Origin of the sequence: Paenibacillus anaericanus (genome assembly GCF_003994475.1) — a bacterium.
Lineage (GTDB): Bacteria > Bacillota > Bacilli > Paenibacillales > Paenibacillaceae > Fontibacillus > Fontibacillus anaericanus.
In genome coordinates this window covers 1-18,809 of record NZ_RZNY01000051.1, presented here as the reverse complement: position 1 = coordinate 18,809, position 18,809 = coordinate 1, and the positions used below count along the sequence as shown (strand labels likewise).

The following is an 18,809-nucleotide window of genomic DNA, read 5'->3' as shown; positions in this document are numbered from 1 at the left end:
ATCGATACTCATCTATGAGAGCTGCTGCTTTCTCTTCAGGGGTTATCCTGGCTTCCAGGGACGCTCCTGGATCCGCTTCAACCTTTTACTTTGAACTCTCAACCAGCTGCAATTTTCAACACCTGATACTGAGAATGCATAGAATACAAAAAGGCTATTGTTGATATCCTCAACAATAGCCTAATATTTAATCACTTTATGAAAGTACGAGATTCAGCAATACTATATGCGTCCTCTCTTGGCCGAGGTCGCTCCTTTATACGAAAAGCAATAGTATGAATTATTACAGCATCAATAATCCGATCATATCTATATATAATTCGTAAATCAGGTCGAGATCCTTTCAATGTCTGTTCAGAACGGCTTGAGAATAATTTAACCTTTCTAAAGCCTATAGAGGATAACGGCTCATACTGACATTTCGCACCAGAGTTTTCTGGATTTCTTCGAATACGTTCAATTTCTAAATCAATCATTGCAATACATTCGTTAAGAGCATCGGAATTATTAACATAGCGGTTAGATATAGCAGGAAAATCCACTGTCCGAATCTCTTCATGTAATAAGATTTTGGTGCTCATAATTAATCTTCATCCCCTACCGCAGATCAGCCCAATTCCGTAGCGATGTTCCCTCAGGTAATTCCTCAAATTTTCCATCTAACCGGTGCTGAGTACGCATAAAAAATTCCTGCTCCTCTAACACTTCAGTTAGTCGCTCCAGCTCTGCTGCTTGCTCCACTAAATTTTCATAGACTGCCATGTCGAGCATCGCTACTCTAAGCTGATCTTTAATAACTATTCCAATTTTATTATTATTTTCGAAGCTGCTGATCAAGTCCTTTTGAGTTAGTGTTCTCAATTGACTAAATGCCAACATTTCTTTTTGTTCAAATGTTTTAGTTAGTGTCGTCATTTTAGGCTTCTCCTTTTCACTCGGCCTTGGTGGTTCCAGACTCTCATTTTTTAAATACCCTGGACTATAATCCTTCGTTTTTCTTTTCATGTTATTCCACCACACCTTCATATTACTATACAATAAATAAATTGTAAATATTTTGAACATAATTTTGCGCAAAATTTACCTCATTTATTTTAGTATGTATATTCATAGTGTGATCAAATTGTCCAAAAGATAGACATTATATCATTTTTATAAAAACGGAAAATCCTTATGACTGCTGTTTCAATTTTTATCCGATTCCACGGTAGTATTAAACATATTCCGTTTGATCAAATTCAACTTCATCATCAGGCTCAAAATGTCCAAATTCAATTTTTATAAGCAAATCTTTAATAAATCGATCTACTTCAGAATTTGTATCATTACACTCTACAATTAAATAGTCCGTCAATTTCTTAGAGCTCAACAAGTAGTACACCACCTCGCCTAATACATTAAATAACATATTTAAATGTTGTTTTGCTAAGTTTGTATATGTAAGTACATCATGGTAACTCAAGATCCCCTATCTAACTTCTATGGCGCTTTCCATTTTTAATGTCCAGCTGATCGACTCCACAGCTACCTCCAAGTCTTCGACTCCCGGCGTGGTGTAGATCATGGTCATTTCAACTTTAGTAAATAGCTACTTATTGAAAATAGGCGGCATCATAAACCATATTTCGTATAACACGATAACAATCGTTATGCCAAGAAACACCTTCAAAAAAATCCTATTTTTCTTCTTCGACCAATCTATGCTTTCTAACCAATCTATCATCTACATTACACGCTCCTTATTCATAAGAATGCGTACTTCGTACTTTGTATATAGTGGATCTGATTCATACCTTTCAAAAAAATTCTCCATTAATGTTAAGCCGATAAAGCTTTTCCCAATTCTAGACGGTTCAGGTTGTTTTACTGCACAATCTTGTTGTACCAATTTCTCTAATATATTTTGCACTTCACCTGCAACTGCTGCCTCGACTTCTGGAACACATTGATTTAAAACATAGTAAATCTTACTGTAGAGAATAGTCTTTTCCTGATCATTAACACAAGCGCTACACAAATCATGTTCTTCATTTGCCCAAGAGCAAGGACCCTTCTCATTCACACAAGCATTATTATCAGTACATCCACATACCCTGCAGGTCCTAACTGGGAATACAAACATTAGACTCATCCTTTCTATCATTTACATCCAGCTTATCGACTCCACCACAGCCTCCATATCCTCAACACCAGGAGTCGTGTAAATCGTCGTCAAACTACTTTACTACTACACAAACTCTTTCTTAATCTCGATCAAAAAAGTTGGCTTTTCCCGTCCCTCCGCTGAATCCAATTTCAAAGTTGCAGTAACCGGAAACCTTCCTATCACCCAATGGGGAACAGCTGCCGTAGAATCAGGAGTTGTAATCGTCAATATGAGTTTCTCCGGATCAAAAACAAAATCCATATACTCTTTATCTCCCCTGTATCCTTCTGGTGCAAAATGATCCGTGAGTACTAGCGCACGAGGCACCTCCATGCCTGCAAAAAAATAAGTTGGCTTGGCCATTAAATCAGCTAATGCATTAGCCTGTGCTTCTTCGGTATCTCCTCTTGGATAAATCACGCCAGAAGCCTTGAGTACTTCATATTCCTCAATAAGAGGAAGTATTTCCCCTTTCCAGTGCGCCTCTTCTTCACCGGACATCCAAGTAATCCAAAGCGTTTCTTCATCTTCTGGATCTGTCCCATCATACGTGAACGACCAAATTTGACCATTGACAATAGCATCATACTTAACTCCCACTTCAAACTCCTTTTTCATTAAGAGTCCTCCATTCGTAATTAGTTTACATTCATCTGATCGACTCAATCTCAGCCTCCTATCTTGGCTCCAGCGAAGTTGTTCCATCCGTATATTCAATGATGTAAAATTCACACCCGTTTACTTCACATGTAACTATTCCTCGGGAATCATTTTCTGGATCATTAATCTCCGATCCTGTACTTGTCAATTCGCTGCAGCAAGGGCATTGTACTTCCTTGATACCTTCGGCTAGAACTTTAATGTAAGCCCCCAATGTCTTCTTAATATCACTCATTCGAATTCACTCTCCTTTCATTTATTAACTCCAGCTTCAGATCCCCAATGCCTGGCGTAGTGTAGATCATAGTCATTTCAATATTAGGCGTACCACCCGACTTAAAATGCCTCTCATGGTTAACCAAAGGTTTTTTTATGTTGATTCAAGAGGTTTAGAACCTTCCCATTATACGGTGTAGAAAGCATTTCTTTGATAGCTAACAAGCTCGCTGGTTGTTTATTTATGTAAAATTCGGATATTAGAAATGAAGCAGCATACATACGTCTTTCGATGTTTACAACTTCATTCTCATCGAAAAACAATTTTGGATTTTGAATCGTGATCCGAACGATTGAGAGGCGATAATTCCGAGTAAGGACATTCTTGCGATTTAACCTTTTGCCCATTGTCCAATCAATCGCCAACTTTATATCCTCGTGATGATCAAAGTCTTTTGGTTCAAACAACTGGCTGCCTAATAAAGAACGAAAGTTGTAAGCTTCGACTTTACTGACATACGAATAGTTAATTAACATAAAAATCTATCACACCTTCCGGATACTAAGATACGTCCAGCTGATCGACTCCACCGCTGACAATAGCTATGATATCTTTGTTCAAATTTTTATGAATCCATTCCCTTTCTATAAATTCATAACCATATTGAATATAGGCCAGTAAACCGCTATAGATGGAAGTATTACTATACTTGGACGAACTAAAAATAACCAAACCTTGCTTTTTTTACTCTTATCTATTTTGGAATCTGCTATGAGTAAAAAACCCCAGAGTAATAAGCACACTATTGGAAATAAAAACATGGTAGTTATCCCCTTTATACCTGTTATAGTTATAGGACAGATCTTCAGATCCTGAATTAGTGAAGTGATAAAATCTATTTTTGGTTAAATAAAAATCTAAAAATATATCTGCTTAGTTTTCGAATGTTCCCTTTAAATATTATGAGTCCGATGACTATTAAAACTATTAACGCTACGACGAACGATGAATTTAGCAACCTAAAGAATTCTATAATTACGTTGATCATTTTTATATCTCCTTTAATGACACTTTAGGTCCAGCTGATCGACTCCGCCGCAGCTACCTGTCTTTTGATCATCAAAATTTGGAGTTGTTCTGCAGTGATATTTGTAAATTGAAGCACATCTTCCTCTGTCAATTCGTGATTGTAAATACCATCGATTAACCCTTTAATCCTGGAATTTTCAACTTCACTTGAACTCATTTGCAGGAGTCTCTCAATCTTTGCAGCATGTTTCAACTCAAGATTACCCATGGCAGTTCAATCTCTCCTTTTTTGAAATCAAGTCCCGCTGATCGACTCCACCAAATCTGTATATACCTTCATTAAATTCTCCATCATTTTAATTTTCTTAGCCGGTGTTTTATCACTTTCAAGTATGCGCTGGGTATACTTAATGAATGTTGAATCAACCTTCCATCTAACATCATCGTCTTGGAAAGATTGTCTAATATGATCGTCAGTTCCAAACTCAAACATATATATCGTTTTTCCACTAGCAATGATAGCTTGTTGTTCTTTCTGGAAAAATTCTAATCGTTGATTCATACGGTCAATTTCAGTCTTCAGGAGATGCACTTTCGGATCTGCAGGGTCACATGAATTTAACGCTGCAGTATCTTTAGAGATAGACAGTTCAAGCTTGCTGATAATTTCAGTAATTGATTCTAATTGAGTTTTAACCAATGTCATTCTCCTTTCTAAATTTACGTCCAGCTGATCGAATCCACCGCTGCCGTGAGGATCACTACTGCCCCTCATATACCATTAAGGATTTATAATGTTCAAACAGACCTTCTTTACGCAAAGTGTTGGCCAATTGACGAAGAGAATGCTCTGTTCGACCAACATCTAGAGATAATGTTTTAACATTTCCTCGAGAGTAATGCTTGCAGATATAGGAAAGCTCCTTTGTTGAGTAGCTTTTTCCTTGATTGGGATGAAACTCCGAATGATAAAGCATCCTTCCCCAACGATCATATTTTATTTTTGGTATCTTCTCTATTTCAGTATTAGCTGTCATATTTACACCACCTCGCAATTTGTCCAGCTGATCGACTCCACGATCAATCCAGAAACCAGGACATTAATTATCTTTAAGCATTCGTTCAAGTTCAATTGGATCTATGGAGATAGCAACATTTTCCTCTTTTGATTTTTCAGCGGACTTTTTGCATTTTGATATTGCTTGCTTTGCTGTCTTACCTAAAGCGTGGATATTTTGCTTAAAGTGACTCCAATTGGGACCTTCAATTTCAACCCAAGCATCGTAACGGAAAACGAACTCATCTCCACGATCCTCTAAAAATACTTGTTTACCGTCAAAAGTTTCATTGCATTCGATCATTGTCGTCACTCAATGCACGCTCCTCATTCATTATTTTCTACGTCCAGCTGATCGACTCCACCGCAGCTTCCAGATCCTCAACACCAGGAGTCGTATAAATCATCGTCATCTCGATATTAGGCGTCCCATCCGATTTAAAATGCCCCATCAATGTGGCCACTTGCTGCAGATCATTTCTAGCCACGGTTAAGTCATGCCCAAATGTATGTCGCAGCATATGAGGTGAAAGATGTTCAATCCTGGTACGTTCTCGGTAACGCTCAACCATATGCTGCACTCCACGAACGGAGAGCTTACTAGATCGTTGACCATCCAGTTAACTCACTTTTCAGTAAAACTATCAGCTCGGCATTCGTTTTGCTTTATTGAATCGCTCTCTGAACTTTTCCAGTACCCATTCTCTTTCGTAATGGTTTTCATTTGCAACTTCATTGCAGTTATTCAAGACTTCTTCCACGAGATCATCAATTCGCTTCATTGCTTCTTTGTAGAGCACATCTTCTGACAAGCCCTTCACCTCCTGCACACTTTGGTTGTATTCAGTCTTGTTCTTTGAGTTTGCAGTCATTCAGTTCGTTTATCATGTCATTAATACGCCCGTTAACTCCCTCAATGAAAGACTGAATAATCTCATCATCCGTATTTCCTTCTAATTCAATTTCAACGGAAGAAATTTCATAAGGTAGTACCACATCAACCAGCATGAGGTTCATATAAATATTTTCAATTTGGATTTCGCCGTTTTCTTTGCAAAGTTGTTTCAGTTTATCTTCAACAGTCATCGCTTATTCCTCCTTCACTCTTTATGTCTTGAATTCAGAACTTACTTACTAGGAAAGAATTTATAATACATTCGATCAAATTGTTCAATTACAAGCCAACTAATATCTTTCTCAATCCATTCAGCATTACCTAGCGCATTAAACATAGATAATTCAATATCATTAAATTCGTAACCTTTTTTATCAGCTTTCGTGATAACTCTTTCAACTCTTTTTTGTAACTGAGTTTTCCTAGGTTGTGGTGGAACGTCTACCCATATAGAATTTCGTGTTCTAGGCAATTTTTGATCCTCCTTACTTGCGTCTACTGATTACTATGTCCAGCTGATCGACTCCACCGCTGCCTATGTACCAGGTGTTTCAAACCATTTACTAGGCTTTATTAAGTACCATATAGTTTGAATCAAACAATATATTCCTACGAGAAAAATGAAGAAAGGAAAAATTAAAATTGAACCTAACACATTCTCAAGAATAATCTGTGGCCAATAAATGGTACTAGTTGAATCGAGAAGAGCAACATAATGAAAGAACTCAGTTTTAAATTGAAATACTATTAAGATTGAACTTGAAAAGAAAAAAGTACTTAATAGAAAACTCTTAAACACAATTTTTATTCTATTCATAAGTTTTCTCCTAGTCATGTAGTTATTAATATTCTATTCTCTCTCTAATTACGTCCAGCTGATCGACTCCGCCGCAGATCCTCGAATCCTGGAGAGGTGTAGAAAAGAATCAATTTCGTCTATAATGTAACATTGTTAAAAATAAGTTTATTATTGTAATTACTAAACCTGTAAACATGCCAGCCCCGATAGCTACAACAACACCAAGATGAACAGACCCATAATTATTTAATAAGATTGGCGTAAAGATTAGGACAGCTGCAGCAATAACCAGAACCCAATATATGCGTTTATATCCTCTAGATAGGTTTCTATTATAAAAATAATCCATCATTTCAGACCCACTCCTTAAATTAATAATGTCCAGCTGATCGACTCCACCGCAGAATTTAATAATCCTTACCACGGTTTCTAAAGTACTCTATTGCAGCAACAATAATAATTGCACCTAATCCCACCGACACAATTACCGCTATTAAATTACCTAATAGTTCCATAGTCATCTGCACTCCTCGTTCATTATTTTTATGTCCAACTGATCGACTCCACCGCAGCCTCTAAGTCTTCGACTCCTGGTGTGGTGTAAAGCAAAGTCATTTCTATGTTGGGAGATCCGTCCTCTTTGTAATGTCCCATAAGCATGGCCACCTTCTGCAGATCGTTTCCTGCAGCAATGAGATCATGACCAAAGGTATGTCTCAATGCATGACAGGATAAAGTTTTAATTTTTGTCCTGTACCGGTAGTTCTCAATTATGTGCTGGACACCTCGTACCGTAAACTTCGGTGAGCGCCGGCTAACGAATACATACGGACTGTCATGATCCCTCTCCTGCAGATAAGCCTGGATTGCTGCTCTCAGTTCAGAATTTATAGGTAGCTCTCTGTCTTTATCACCTTTGCCTCGAATGTATGCAGCTCCTTTGCGATCACTCATAGTGAGATCGGAGATCTGCAGATCACATAACTCATGAACACGCAAACCCATCCGAAGCATAGTTAATGCAATTGCGTAATCTCTCTTCATCTCTTTTCCTCGGTTGTCACGCAGCTCCCTTAAAAATAAATTCTGCTCATTTCGACTTAACCATTTAGGAAGACGCCGAGCTGCAGGAGGTTTTTTAATAGGACCAACCGGATTGTCCGGAATGAATCCATTTACTGCAAAGAACCGAAAAATTGCGTTTAGTTGAACAAATGTTAGTTGCATAGTAGATGGTTTGGCCGGTTGACCGTTTCGTCCTCCCTGTAGCTGCATGTGTCTCTTATAATCAGCAACATCCTTTTGGGTTGCGTATCCAGCATCCTTCAGAACCGGATCACTCACCAGCATCCATTTTTCAAATGCACTCCAGGTGCTCACATAATTTTGAATCGTCTTGTCGGATTTCCCCAGTTGCCTAAGTTGATCCAAAAATTTGTTAAACATTTGAGATCCTCTCTTTTTTCAAAATATAAAGGACGACGAAAAAATCTAGTCTTATAAAACGGTACAATGCGCCCTCTACTATTCCATTATACTCCTTTTCGTCGTCCTTTGTAAAGAGAAGACGACGAGTTGATAAAATAAAAAAATTGAGAACGTCTCCTGGATCATCGATCGATCTCATCCTCTGCTCCGCAGCGCCCGCAGCCACAAACTAATTATCCCAAAAATTCCTATTGACGTATGTACGACATTGTAATATTATATCAATATAAAGTCGTACATGCGACAACAAACCAAAAAAGGATGATTAAACGATGAACACTTGGAAGACTAACCTTGTAACCATTGAAGAAGTAGCTTTCGATTATGACCTTCACGCTTTTGAAGTCTACAACCACGCTGGTGCTAAACTTGGAACGATCAACCCTGCAACAGTTGAAGAGATGAACTTTCTGATCGCAGACCTCGACAAAGGCTCCTGCCCCGTTTCAGAAAAGTGGGAAGACGGAAACGGTAATACCTGCAATGCTAACGGTTGGGGCGAACACTCGGGAAACTGACCCCGCTGGACTTTGTGACAACTGTGAAGGGGTACTCGACGAATTCGGGTACCCATATCCGCAAAGTCCAGCGCATGTGCGAATCAGGTGAACTCAAAGCCAAATACGTCAATGGTGTATGGCTAATCGAACTTGGTAGTTGACGATGAGTAAAAAACTCAATCTTGTCGGCCAACGTTTTGGAAGACTAACCGTTATTGCTGAATTGCCGAAAGAAGGAAGTTCCCCTCGATGGTCATGCATTTGCGACTGCGGCAATCCAAAGGTTGCAACAACAATTGTTCTTCGTCGTGGCGATTGCAAGAGTTGCGGTTGTCTACACCGTGATTATCTTACTGATCGCCACGCAAAAACAGACACCGATATATCTGGAAAACGTTTTGGCAAGCTAGTTGCCCTATACAAAGTTAAGGTTGAAAACAAAAAATCGATCATGTGGCTCTGTCAATGCGATTGTGGACAAACTATCCCCATCCCAGCAAGCGAGATGAAAAAAGGCAAAATTAGAAGCTGTGGATGTTTAATATCTGATCATGTTACATCTTGGTTTGAAGCAGGTACGAACATCCCTGCTCTGTTGGCTAATAATATTAGTTCACGTAACACTAGCGGAACAAAAGGTGTACATTTCGATCCAAGTCGAAACAAGTGGTGCGCTGAAATTATGTTTCAACGCAAACGATATCGACTCGGAAGATATGATGATAAACAGGAAGCAATCCAAATTCGAAAAGAAGCGGAGAACCAATTGCATGGTGACTTCCTGGATTGGTACAACAATCGACAATAGCCACTATGGGGCTTTACTTACCAGTCAAACCAGCAGCCAAATGTACCCGTCAGTACGCAAGGAAAACGGGTAATCGATCCCGAAAGGACTCCCAGCCAAGGGAGTTCTTTTTGTATAGAGAAGACGATAAAATTATTTTGGCCGAAAAAAAGACATAGTTTTGTTGCATATAACAGCAACAAAACTACGTCTTTTTCTTTGCTCTACTTATTTAGGAGTAGCGTAAGCAGTTTTTTTGATATAAACACCTGTTGGATCATAAGCAATCCCACGGTAACTCTTTTGTGGAGTGATTACAGCATAATTTACTTTATGATAAGTGGTGAAAAGCTCAAATTTAATAGTTTCACCTCTCGGAATAAGAGTTTGACTTGCCCATCTCATTGTGCGCTCTTTACCAATTGTGAAGCCAACGCTGGCTTCTATGATACCTTTAGAGGCTCCAAAACTTCCGCTGTAAGTTGAAGTTTTTTTGGTGGTTTCTTCTATTAAAAAATCGTCTGGACCATCTATAATGAATCCTGTAAATAGGTCTTTATTCGGATCATAATGACCATGACCCTCACTCCATGAAGTAACTGTAGTGTCATCAGCTAGTGGTGATACCCAGTTCGGTGGTTCACTTTGCGTTTCAGAATATGGTACATATTCATATTCAATTCTTACTGGAACCTCCTCTAACCCCTCTTCGATGGCGATTTGTTCTAATTCCTCTCTATTAGAAATAATAATTACATTATTGCCGCTTTGCATTTTCTTTTGAAGTTCTAAGCTGATTGGTATTCTAGACGTTTTACTATCTTCAGCTTCAACACCATTAGAAGAAGCTGATGAAACTGAAACAACTGAAAAACACATAACAAACGATAGTAATGTTAGTAAAAAATTTCTTTTCACATTATTCCCTCCATTTGATAAAATTAGTAAATCCATTATAAATATACCATGCACAACAAAAAAATGGTCGAAATTTACAATATTTTATTATATAGGTTACAAATCTATTATTTATATAAAATAGGAGGAATAGAACATTGAAGAAAATTAGAACAATTTTACTTGCTATTTACTTGATCTTGATTGCATTTTTTGGGGTTTTAAAAGTCCCTGTTACTCTGATATGGGGGCCAAAACAAGAGGTGGATTCTGCGAAGTTTGTTGCTCTATGGAATTTACAAGAGAAGCATAAAACGATAGATGACTATCTACCAATTTATGAATTAAATATTGTAAGACTCTTATATGAATTTTTTGTAATATCATTGATAATGTATCTGATTTATCTAATTTTTGTAATACAAAAAGACAAGAAAAGTTAATTAGGCTAGAAAAATCAAAATAAATTTAAGAATTAAAACCCACTATTTTGAACATATGTCTAACTCGCCAAAGCTCATATCTCTTCAATATATCCGCTCGCAGCCAATTAGCTATTCGTGGAACATCGTAGATCAAGAAACAATGATTAAATTAATAGAGTCACTTACAGATAATTGAGCATTGTGTCCGAACGGTGTAGAAGGATAAAGCGTCCAATGAAAAGACCGCTTCAGATTTGAAGTGGTCTTTATTGTATAGAGAAGACGACGAGTTGATAGAAATAAAAAGTCCAGATCTCTCTCCTGGTCTCTATGCACTAAATCTCCTTCTGATTCGGGTAAATTCAGGAAAATCATATATCCTCTCAATAAACGGATCGTCATCATACGTTACTAATATATCAGCGCAGGGAGTCTCCTTATATAAAGTGTCGAGGAGCGTTGCAAGTTCCAAATGATCTTCTTCCTTGTAATAGTGCAGATACAAGTTTTTCCCCTGCTTATAGTACGGAGGATCGATAAATAGTGTCGCTTTATCGTTCCAGTAGTTTTCCTCAATAAATGTAAGGGCATCTTCATTACTTACGTTGAAGCGATCGGACATTTTATGTATAAGGCTAATACGCTTGCATAGATCATCTGGATTCCAGCGTGATAACAATGTATTTGTATCTCCCTTAAGTCCACCCAATGGATTCGCTTTAAAGATGCCAGAGAAGGCAAGACGGTTTACCAATAGTAAAGACCACGCAGCATCTAACATGTCGCAATCGCTATAGTCTGATTTAATGACCTGTTGCGCCTTCCGGAAATCATCATGATTAGGTTTGCGTTTGCGAATTTCTAAAATAAGCGAATCAGGAAAAGTCTTGATTAATTGAAAAAGCGAATATATCCCGAAATCATAATCATTCAACTCTAAACGCTGTATGACACCTGCTTGAAGGCAGGCAAATTCAACACTCCCTCCACCTGTATACGGGCTGATAAGGACCTCCGACTTTTCGGATGATATGCGCCCAAGAATATAGTCCGAAACCTTACTTTTACCACCAGGATATCTAAGAGGAGAAATTCTCTTATTTAGTCTGATCGATGACTGCACTGTTAACAATGGGTCGTTTATATTTTCTTTACTCTCAATAATCAAAGTAAATTGACGACTATTTTCTCTTTTTAGCTCAAAGAAATTATATGCATCGCACATATCACACCAAAATCCATCTTCATTTTTATCAACCATATCTAAAGATAAATCATATTCTTCATAACAAAATCGGCATCTGGCCAAAACCCCACTCATAGTGTCACCTCCCCTCTAAGATGCATACCTAATTTGAACAAAATGGCCTTCATTCTTGCTATACTTTCGACTTAAATAATGAAATAGCGAATCCTTCAATCATCTGCAGCTTAGCTATCTTTGCGATCCAATGAGCCGGTAATGAACTATATCCATAATAAGCTCCTGCTATTTGACCGTAAACTGCCCCTGTAGTGTCCGAATCATCCCCTAAATTCACCGCAAGCAGAGCTCCTTCTTCAAATGAATTCGACTTTGCAAACGCCCACAGCGCTGCTTCAAGTGATTCTACTACATAGCCCGATCCCTTAATGACCGGTGGCTCTTTATACAGAAAAGATTTCATGCGTATATCTTCAATACTTGTTGCTAATGATCCATTATCTGGGCCATTCCAATAATCAAAATCTACACAATCAATAATCTGCTGCTTCGTACCTCCTTGTAAGGCTGTAAGCGTATAAGCAGCCAAAAGCTTACAGGCTGAAACAGTTTCCTCAGCAGCGTGTGTAGTTTTTGAACTTTCTGCAGCATAATGAACTACTGCTTGAGAATTACTCAAATAATACATGGGAATTGGTGCTAACCTCATAATAGAACCATTACCAGCAGTGTTGGAGTGTATGGATCCACAAAAGGATTCCCCTGTTCTCCCAAATTTCTCAATAGCTGAACGAGTAGCATTTCCAATATCAAAGCAGATCCCCGTTGAACTCAAATACCCCTCATTCATCCACCGGCTATATCGCTTTAATTGATCTACTGGATCGAAACCCTGGCAACTCAGCAAACTATCCGCTAAACAAAGTGCCATAGATGTATCATCTGTCCATTCTCCTGGCCTAAGTCCGAATACCCCTCCTCCTATCATGTCATTTATCGGTAAAAAAGTACCTGGCATAGAAAACTCTAGAGTAGTACCTAAAGAATCTCCTATGGCTAGTCCTAACAAGCATCCTTTGTATTTATCTAATATGCTCATCTTGTCACCTCATCGCTATTGAATTAGAGTTCTTTTTTGTATAGAGAAGACGACGAGTTGATATAAATAAAAAATTGTGAACGCTCTGGTCGGTCATCAGGTCATCATCATCTCTATCGCCATCTCTTTCATCAATTTTAAAATCTTGGAAATATTAAAAAGTATGGAGAATGTATTGAATAAATAACCTAAAATACTAATGAATAGAGCTATGAATAAAGTTCGCCAAATAAACCCATCCCTATCAAAATTTACTTTTATATGTCTATACTTATTTCTCATTAGAATATATGTTCTATGAACCATAAACTATCTCACCCTTTGTCTACTTGTACTTTAGATTTGCATGCCTAATTTGAATTAATTAGTCTATTAATTACATTTTCTTTTTGAAAATTCCTAAAGGGGCTCCGAATACCGCTATGTCCATTACATAGTCGTTAACCTCTTTATCCTGATCATCATTTACTTTTATTTCATTACTTGTTGTTCGAATATTGTTGCGTATTGGTTGCTCCTTCCGCAATTTTTCTATGTCCACTTTGGGATAATCAAGCGATATGGTAGGGTCCAAACCTGGATATGTTCTTTCACTTCTTTTTATCTTTTTCTTGGACATAATATCCTCCTATTCACGTCCCCTATTCATTTCCTAGCTTCCGAACCACGGTGGTGAGATTCACTCTCCTCCTAAAGATACATAATATTAATCGGTGTTCATGTTTAAAAACTATTCTCATGGGCAATACTGATAACAAACTGTAAAAAAAGCGAACAAATGTTCCATGTGGAACAATATGGAAATACAACATATTATTCAATATGTTACGTTACCTTGAACATCAAATTGATCTTCGTAGTAATCTTTTAATTTTGGCTCACCTGAGTGATTAAATAACACAGTAAATTTCTGCTGATCTTTTTTATCGGAATGAACCTGCTTTACCGTAACGCCTTCTTTACCATAGTTCACATCATTTGAATCTTTGATTTTTACTGATCTCTTTTCCACGTATGAAACACCCTTCCTATGAACGATTTTATTCACTGATTTACCTTCCAATCTTTCTCACAATAAAAAATATATGTATCCAAGAAATATTGCACCGAATAGAGTTAAAGATGAAAGTACTAGTATGCCTACCCAGGGTTTAGCCTTTCTATATTCGTTCCTAGCCAAAATAAATGCAGTAATAAACAGAACAAAGCATACAATCATGCCAATTAATGCGCCATCATCTCTCACGGTTTTTTCCTCCCTTTACTTTGGATGAACACTTGAAATTCACTGTGATGTATTGCTAGTATCACTTTCAATGTCGATTCGATCCAAGAGCAGCCATACTTCCTTATGAGTGTACAATTGTTTATCATTTATCAACTTATCCGGAACTTTAATACCGAATTCTTTCTCGCACCAAATCTTAACTGTTTTTTTAATTCTTTACCTTCACCTGTTGTTCCGATGACAAGTTTGTGTAGAGTTTTTTCGTTAGCATGTTTCACAAATCAGATCCTCCTTAAGAGCGGTTATATTCATAGAAGATCTTTAATCTTCCAGACTCCAGATAAAGAATATTTCCCTACCAAGTAATGTAAATATCGATAATAGGTCTGATATGAATTTGTATAATCCCATCTATCATTTATTAATGATGTTAATAGATCGATTTGACCTCGTACAAAATGGGAACGTTGCTGGTACTCTATGCCAGTAGTAGATTTTTCAATTCTGATAAATTCATTTATAAGATCCGTAAGTGCTATGTGCATGGCTTCTGGTCCAATAGTGAGAGTAGGTAATTCTACGTCAATACACGCTCCTTATGAACGGATATATTCATTTTATTCATTCAATAAAGATCTGACTCATTTAGATCTTAAATAATGGTATATGATTTTGCGCCTGGGATTTTAAAACTTTTACAGTGAGTAGAAACCCACTTGCTCGATCAAAATCATGAATCATGAAATGTATCATAAAATCATAACTTTTTGTGTGAATTTCAGCTTTAGATAAACTGGATCTAAATGATTCGAAGGAGCTGGCTGAATCTGAAATCACATCATACCGAATGAGTTGGATTTGTTCTGGATTTAGCGTTAAGTAAGTTTTGTTGTCTGCCAATATTTCGTAACTGTAATCATGAATAGAGCGAACTGATTTGATTTTGCATTGTTGAATAAACGTTTTGTTTTCCAAAGTCAGGTTGACTAGCTGTCCATTGATGATTAATTTCTCAAAGAGATAATTTAAGCTTTCGATAGAATCTTGTAAATTCATTAGATATAACCTCCAGAAAATTCATTTTTTTGTGTCCCAACGTTCCATTCGGAATCTGTACAAATAAATTTACGCAGCAGGACCATCTCCCAGCTTACAAGATAAGAACCACCCACGTGCTATATTAACCCTAGTATTTAACATCAATCATTCTCTGGCCTCCAACCATTTTCAAAAAGTCTACTACGATAAATATTGCCCCCAACCAACCTAATAATATAGAAACTAATAATTTAAAAGATTTATTGACCAGATACATCGTCATTTCAAATGGACTACCTACCCAAAATGTATCATGCAAAATTGAAATTGAATCATTTAACCTAAGGTGTCCACCATTATACAACCTATTGATTAAATGCCACCCTGCAGGGAACAAGCTCACTAAAACATACACCAGAGGATATCTGGTCAAGATTGGTATATCCTTGAGAAACATGAAGAGCAACAATATAATAAACAGGGGTTTAAAATAGAAGCATATCGCCTTTGCTAAAGCTGTAGTTTTATTAAACATAGCTTTTCCCCCTAAAGTAAATTTAGAATCTTTTTTTTGCAGCATCAATAACATCGGAAAGTGGGGCTGCTGTTTCTACCATTTTACCGTTTATAACCAGCGTAGTGCTTACTACACCATCATCTTTCAATCCGTTATAAGAACCATTCAGTGTCTCATCGTTTACATCCAAGTAGACTGCATAACCCTCTACATAGTCCTTACCGGGATATATTCTCGTTATCATCAGATAACCTTGACCGCTTCCTAAGGCCTTCGTGTACGATTTCCCAGCCTTCAACTCTTCCCCATTCCCATTCGCTAAGGTATACCATACTGCTTCAGCATTTGCCGGTACCGTGAATTTCAAATTACCTTCCTTCACTGTCACATTGTCCTTGAACAACGCAGCTCCTAAATCAGTGTATTTCCCCCATTTGAATTCCTCAGATGGATTTGGAGTTACTGAAGGATTACTTGGCTCCCCCGTTCCTGGTTCAATAGCCTCTTTCGTTGTGATGCTTACTAGCATCTTTTCACTGTTCCACCCTACCTTTGCTTCCAATGCCTCTGAGACAAAGCGCAGGGGTACAAAAGTGCGTTCTTGCTTCACTCGAACGGGTACATCTAGCGTGATCTCCTTCCCGTCTACCGAGACTGTTCTTGTGTTCACCTTCATGCTAATTGTTTTACCATCCTTTGTTATAACCACGGTCTTGTTGCTGTACTTTACTTCTGCACCCAGAGCTTCAGAGACAAACCTAACAGGTATAAGTACCCGGCTGCCCTCCATGTACGGCTTTGCGTCCGGAAATACTACTGCCTTCCCATCAACTTCTACAGTTACCGTTTTAACCGGTGCTGCTCCTGCAGTAGTAATCGCTAATACTAAAGTTAAAAGAGAAACAATTAATATTATCTTTTTCATATACATTCGTCCCTTCATATTTAAGCTATATTCCTCACCAGGACTTCCCATAATTTTAAAATAGTATAGCAAGCTCTATTCCCAGGTAATAACTAGTTGATAGATCTCTGGTGTATGCTCTGCCGGTTGAACCCAAGCTTTATAACCAACACTAATGCAATGTTCTATTAATGATTTTAATGCAAGGGATTCTTGAATCACTTCACTCACGCAACTGTCTATATTCGGTGTTTTATCGCTATAGGTAAGAGCGTCTAATATTTTTTCTATATTAGTGTCCTTAAACTTATTCTGCTTTAAATGTCTTCCAAACCAATGATACTTAAAACAGCATTTCTCCAATGCCCGATTAAAACCAAAAGCACGTTCAAGGTTTCCACTACTTGAATATCTTTTAATATCTATTACAGTTTTTGATTCTCCCTGCCTTATATCCCTTTCTATACAATGAGAAATGTAGTCCTTACTTATTATTTCTGGAAACTCAGATTCGAAGACTTCTGACAATATTGAAATCCATCTCCTTCTCTCCTGTGAGGCTATAAAATTTTCGTTTTCAATAACTGCATTAATTTCCTCAAAAGATTTCATATTAGTCACCCACTTTCCTAATCTATTCTACTTATACAGAATGTCCTGCACACATACTATGATTGGCACAAGGTCAATCATAGTTCTACAGCTATTTTATACTATTCAGTTAATATTTTCTGTTAATTTAGCCTCGTCTCTACAGCAATCATAGTAAAGCCATAAGTTCGCACTAATCGTAAATATAAAAATCAAATATCCAATTGCTCTTTCTACGGAATAATCTAAAATCATTTCAATCTCTCCAATTCTAAGTTATACTGAAGAGGCGTGGCATCGGAAAAATTCACGCCTCTGGTCGGTTGTTATATGTAGTCGGCTCATAGTGTTTGCTTTTTTTCGATTCAAATTTGTTTAGAAGACTATCGAGCTCCTGTGATACTTTCAGTATGTTTGGATCACTAAGTCTAGTGTTATTGTCTCCTAAATGATTTAGCTTTTCTCGTAGGAAATAAATTTGATTTTCTAGTTCTCTTAATTCACCTGGATTCACAGTTACCAAAATCTCAATCACCTCCTATATATATCCATTTTACACTATCGTGAAATAATTGTATACACTTTCGCGTAAATAATTACACGATTAAATAAATAATTACCTTTAAACGAAATATATGTTATAATTAGAGTGAGGTGATGAACTTGTCGTCGAGGTTAACCTTTGAACCATTTCGAATATGGTGGACAATAAATAAAGGTCCGAAAATGGATCTTACAAAAGAAACCAGTTTTTCCCCACAAACTGCATCAAAGATATGGAAAGATAGGTTCCCTGTGCGTTCAGATGTAATTGAAACTATTTGTTCGGAATATGGCCTTAGTATTGAGCAGGTAATCAGATACAAAAAAGAGGGTGAATGATACCAGATCATTCGCCCTCTTTTTTAATTCTTATTTTTCCTAGTGAATTTCCTCGTGATCGCAAATCCAGACTATATCCCATCTATTAAGTCCTCCTACAGATCTTTACCCGTTGCCGGCTCGCCTTCAGATAATCCTGGCCACTCCCGGAGCGACTTGATCAGATNGATAATCCTGGCCACTCCCGGAACGACTTGATCAGATACTAAATATTGGGTTACCCCTGCAGATCTCTATCAGCTGCTCGATCCTGCTGCCGGCTCTTCTTCAGGTTATCCTGGCCACCCCTCAAATGCTTCAAGCAGATCCGGAACATAGGTTACTCCTGGAACGCTTTGATCAGATACTATACATTAGGTTACTTCTGTATTCTCTACCGGCTGCTCGATCCTGCTGCCAGCTCTCCTTCAGATAATCCTGGCCACTCCCGGAACGACTTGATCAGA

Annotated in this window: 32 protein-coding genes; 4 read left to right on the top strand and 28 right to left on the bottom strand. The window is 37.6% G+C overall.

The features are described 5' to 3' along the window. Positions 1 to 191: 191 nt before the first annotated feature. The 17 genes from EJP82_RS26715 to EJP82_RS26645 form a co-directional block, all read right to left on the bottom strand. Positions 192 to 581, bottom strand: coding sequence for a hypothetical protein (locus EJP82_RS26715; RefSeq protein WP_127195122.1), 390 nt, complete (start codon positions 579 to 581; stop codon positions 192 to 194). Between the two features lie 16 nt (positions 582 to 597). After that, complete coding sequence (locus tag EJP82_RS26710; RefSeq protein ID WP_127195121.1) at positions 598 to 1,005, bottom strand: hypothetical protein; 408 nt, start codon at positions 1,003 to 1,005, stop codon at positions 598 to 600. A 208-nt stretch (positions 1,006 to 1,213) separates the two neighbouring features. After that, positions 1,214 to 1,369 carry a hypothetical protein gene (locus EJP82_RS28090; protein ID WP_170220315.1) on the bottom strand — a complete coding sequence of 52 codons (156 nt, stop codon included), beginning with the start codon at positions 1,367 to 1,369 and terminating at the stop codon, positions 1,214 to 1,216. 354 nt (positions 1,370 to 1,723) lie between these two features. Beyond that, positions 1,724 to 2,122: a hypothetical protein gene (locus EJP82_RS26705; protein ID WP_127195120.1), complete on the bottom strand. Its 399-nt coding sequence runs from the start codon at positions 2,120 to 2,122 to the stop codon at positions 1,724 to 1,726. Positions 2,123 to 2,227: 105 nt separating this feature from the next. Continuing rightward, positions 2,228 to 2,764, bottom strand: a complete 537-nt coding sequence (locus EJP82_RS26700) for a hypothetical protein (protein WP_127195119.1) — start codon at positions 2,762 to 2,764, stop codon at positions 2,228 to 2,230. Between the two features lie 58 nt (positions 2,765 to 2,822). Beyond that, the gene (locus EJP82_RS26695; RefSeq protein WP_127195118.1) at positions 2,823 to 3,041 is read right to left on the bottom strand and encodes a hypothetical protein; all 219 of its coding nucleotides are present in this window, start codon (positions 3,039 to 3,041) and stop codon (positions 2,823 to 2,825) included. A gap of 119 nt (positions 3,042 to 3,160) precedes the next feature. Beyond that, positions 3,161 to 3,559, bottom strand: coding sequence for a hypothetical protein (locus tag EJP82_RS26690; RefSeq protein ID WP_127195117.1), 399 nt, complete (start codon positions 3,557 to 3,559; stop codon positions 3,161 to 3,163). A 536-nt stretch (positions 3,560 to 4,095) separates the two neighbouring features. Beyond that, entirely contained in the window at positions 4,096 to 4,320 is a 225-nt protein-coding gene (locus tag EJP82_RS26685; protein WP_127195116.1) for a hypothetical protein, read from the bottom strand. 27 nt (positions 4,321 to 4,347) lie between these two features. Beyond that, the gene (locus EJP82_RS26680) at positions 4,348 to 4,752 is read right to left on the bottom strand and encodes a hypothetical protein (RefSeq protein ID WP_127195115.1); all 405 of its coding nucleotides are present in this window, start codon (positions 4,750 to 4,752) and stop codon (positions 4,348 to 4,350) included. Between the two features lie 61 nt (positions 4,753 to 4,813). Beyond that, positions 4,814 to 5,089 carry a DNA-entry nuclease gene (locus EJP82_RS26675; protein ID WP_127195114.1) on the bottom strand — a complete coding sequence of 92 codons (276 nt, stop codon included), beginning with the start codon at positions 5,087 to 5,089 and terminating at the stop codon, positions 4,814 to 4,816. Between the two features lie 63 nt (positions 5,090 to 5,152). Next, the gene (locus tag EJP82_RS26670; RefSeq protein ID WP_127195113.1) at positions 5,153 to 5,422 is read right to left on the bottom strand and encodes a hypothetical protein; all 270 of its coding nucleotides are present in this window, start codon (positions 5,420 to 5,422) and stop codon (positions 5,153 to 5,155) included. A 28-nt stretch (positions 5,423 to 5,450) separates the two neighbouring features. Further along, a complete protein-coding gene (locus tag EJP82_RS26665; protein ID WP_281278252.1) occupies positions 5,451 to 5,729 on the bottom strand; it encodes a tyrosine-type recombinase/integrase in 279 nt (92 codons plus the stop codon). A gap of 24 nt (positions 5,730 to 5,753) precedes the next feature. Then, complete coding sequence (locus tag EJP82_RS28085; RefSeq protein ID WP_170220312.1) at positions 5,754 to 5,921, bottom strand: hypothetical protein; 168 nt, start codon at positions 5,919 to 5,921, stop codon at positions 5,754 to 5,756. A 31-nt stretch (positions 5,922 to 5,952) separates the two neighbouring features. Continuing rightward, positions 5,953 to 6,195, bottom strand: a complete 243-nt coding sequence (locus EJP82_RS26660) for a hypothetical protein (RefSeq protein WP_127195111.1) — start codon at positions 6,193 to 6,195, stop codon at positions 5,953 to 5,955. Positions 6,196 to 6,236: 41 nt separating this feature from the next. Beyond that, positions 6,237 to 6,476, bottom strand: a complete 240-nt coding sequence (locus EJP82_RS26655) for a hypothetical protein (RefSeq protein ID WP_127195110.1) — start codon at positions 6,474 to 6,476, stop codon at positions 6,237 to 6,239. A 454-nt stretch (positions 6,477 to 6,930) separates the two neighbouring features. After that, entirely contained in the window at positions 6,931 to 7,155 is a 225-nt protein-coding gene (locus EJP82_RS26650; RefSeq protein WP_127195109.1) for a hypothetical protein, read from the bottom strand. 191 nt (positions 7,156 to 7,346) lie between these two features. Continuing rightward, positions 7,347 to 8,249 (bottom strand): tyrosine-type recombinase/integrase, encoded by a 903-nt coding sequence (locus tag EJP82_RS26645; RefSeq protein ID WP_127195108.1) that lies wholly within the window; start codon positions 8,247 to 8,249, stop codon positions 7,347 to 7,349. Between the two features lie 314 nt (positions 8,250 to 8,563). On the opposite strand from EJP82_RS26645, the gene EJP82_RS26640 reads away from it, so the two are divergent. Both EJP82_RS26640 and EJP82_RS26635 read left to right on the top strand, forming a co-directional pair. Next, on the top strand, positions 8,564 to 8,809 hold the full coding sequence (locus tag EJP82_RS26640; protein ID WP_127195107.1) for a hypothetical protein: 246 nt from the start codon (positions 8,564 to 8,566) through the stop codon (positions 8,807 to 8,809). 145 nt (positions 8,810 to 8,954) lie between these two features. Then, positions 8,955 to 9,599 carry an AP2 domain-containing protein gene (locus EJP82_RS26635; protein WP_127195106.1) on the top strand — a complete coding sequence of 215 codons (645 nt, stop codon included), beginning with the start codon at positions 8,955 to 8,957 and terminating at the stop codon, positions 9,597 to 9,599. Between the two features lie 207 nt (positions 9,600 to 9,806). On the opposite strand, the gene EJP82_RS26630 is transcribed toward EJP82_RS26635, so the two are convergent. Further along, positions 9,807 to 10,496: a hypothetical protein gene (locus EJP82_RS26630; protein ID WP_127195105.1), complete on the bottom strand. Its 690-nt coding sequence runs from the start codon at positions 10,494 to 10,496 to the stop codon at positions 9,807 to 9,809. A 137-nt stretch (positions 10,497 to 10,633) separates the two neighbouring features. On the opposite strand from EJP82_RS26630, the gene EJP82_RS26625 reads away from it, so the two are divergent. Further along, entirely contained in the window at positions 10,634 to 10,918 is a 285-nt protein-coding gene (locus tag EJP82_RS26625) for a hypothetical protein (RefSeq protein WP_246054448.1), read from the top strand. Positions 10,919 to 11,228: 310 nt separating this feature from the next. On the opposite strand, the gene EJP82_RS26620 is transcribed toward EJP82_RS26625, so the two are convergent. From EJP82_RS26620 to EJP82_RS26575, 10 genes are all read right to left on the bottom strand, one after another. After that, positions 11,229 to 12,221, bottom strand: coding sequence for a DNA adenine methylase (locus EJP82_RS26620; protein WP_127195104.1), 993 nt, complete (start codon positions 12,219 to 12,221; stop codon positions 11,229 to 11,231). A gap of 58 nt (positions 12,222 to 12,279) precedes the next feature. Then, the gene (locus EJP82_RS26615) at positions 12,280 to 13,203 is read right to left on the bottom strand and encodes an ADP-ribosylglycohydrolase family protein (RefSeq protein WP_127195103.1); all 924 of its coding nucleotides are present in this window, start codon (positions 13,201 to 13,203) and stop codon (positions 12,280 to 12,282) included. A 376-nt stretch (positions 13,204 to 13,579) separates the two neighbouring features. Further along, on the bottom strand, positions 13,580 to 13,822 hold the full coding sequence (locus tag EJP82_RS26610) for a hypothetical protein (RefSeq protein WP_127195102.1): 243 nt from the start codon (positions 13,820 to 13,822) through the stop codon (positions 13,580 to 13,582). A gap of 198 nt (positions 13,823 to 14,020) precedes the next feature. Beyond that, a complete protein-coding gene (locus EJP82_RS26605) occupies positions 14,021 to 14,251 on the bottom strand; it encodes a hypothetical protein (RefSeq protein ID WP_127195101.1) in 231 nt (76 codons plus the stop codon). A gap of 329 nt (positions 14,252 to 14,580) precedes the next feature. Next, the gene (locus EJP82_RS28695; RefSeq protein WP_281278251.1) at positions 14,581 to 14,709 is read right to left on the bottom strand and encodes a hypothetical protein; all 129 of its coding nucleotides are present in this window, start codon (positions 14,707 to 14,709) and stop codon (positions 14,581 to 14,583) included. Positions 14,710 to 15,076: 367 nt separating this feature from the next. Continuing rightward, positions 15,077 to 15,487: a hypothetical protein gene (locus EJP82_RS26595; protein WP_127195099.1), complete on the bottom strand. Its 411-nt coding sequence runs from the start codon at positions 15,485 to 15,487 to the stop codon at positions 15,077 to 15,079. A 130-nt stretch (positions 15,488 to 15,617) separates the two neighbouring features. Next, the gene (locus tag EJP82_RS26590) at positions 15,618 to 16,004 is read right to left on the bottom strand and encodes a hypothetical protein (RefSeq protein WP_127195098.1); all 387 of its coding nucleotides are present in this window, start codon (positions 16,002 to 16,004) and stop codon (positions 15,618 to 15,620) included. Positions 16,005 to 16,026: 22 nt separating this feature from the next. After that, positions 16,027 to 16,911 carry a copper amine oxidase N-terminal domain-containing protein gene (locus EJP82_RS26585; RefSeq protein ID WP_170220314.1) on the bottom strand — a complete coding sequence of 295 codons (885 nt, stop codon included), beginning with the start codon at positions 16,909 to 16,911 and terminating at the stop codon, positions 16,027 to 16,029. Positions 16,912 to 16,986: 75 nt separating this feature from the next. Continuing rightward, positions 16,987 to 17,502 (bottom strand): hypothetical protein, encoded by a 516-nt coding sequence (locus tag EJP82_RS26580; RefSeq protein WP_127195096.1) that lies wholly within the window; start codon positions 17,500 to 17,502, stop codon positions 16,987 to 16,989. 286 nt (positions 17,503 to 17,788) lie between these two features. Further along, positions 17,789 to 17,995 carry an aspartyl-phosphate phosphatase Spo0E family protein gene (locus tag EJP82_RS26575; protein ID WP_127195123.1) on the bottom strand — a complete coding sequence of 69 codons (207 nt, stop codon included), beginning with the start codon at positions 17,993 to 17,995 and terminating at the stop codon, positions 17,789 to 17,791. A 143-nt stretch (positions 17,996 to 18,138) separates the two neighbouring features. Between EJP82_RS26575 and EJP82_RS28980 the strand changes: the two genes are divergently transcribed. Beyond that, positions 18,139 to 18,363 (top strand): helix-turn-helix domain-containing protein, encoded by a 225-nt coding sequence (locus EJP82_RS28980; RefSeq protein WP_127195095.1) that lies wholly within the window; start codon positions 18,139 to 18,141, stop codon positions 18,361 to 18,363. Positions 18,364 to 18,809 lie beyond the last annotated feature (446 nt).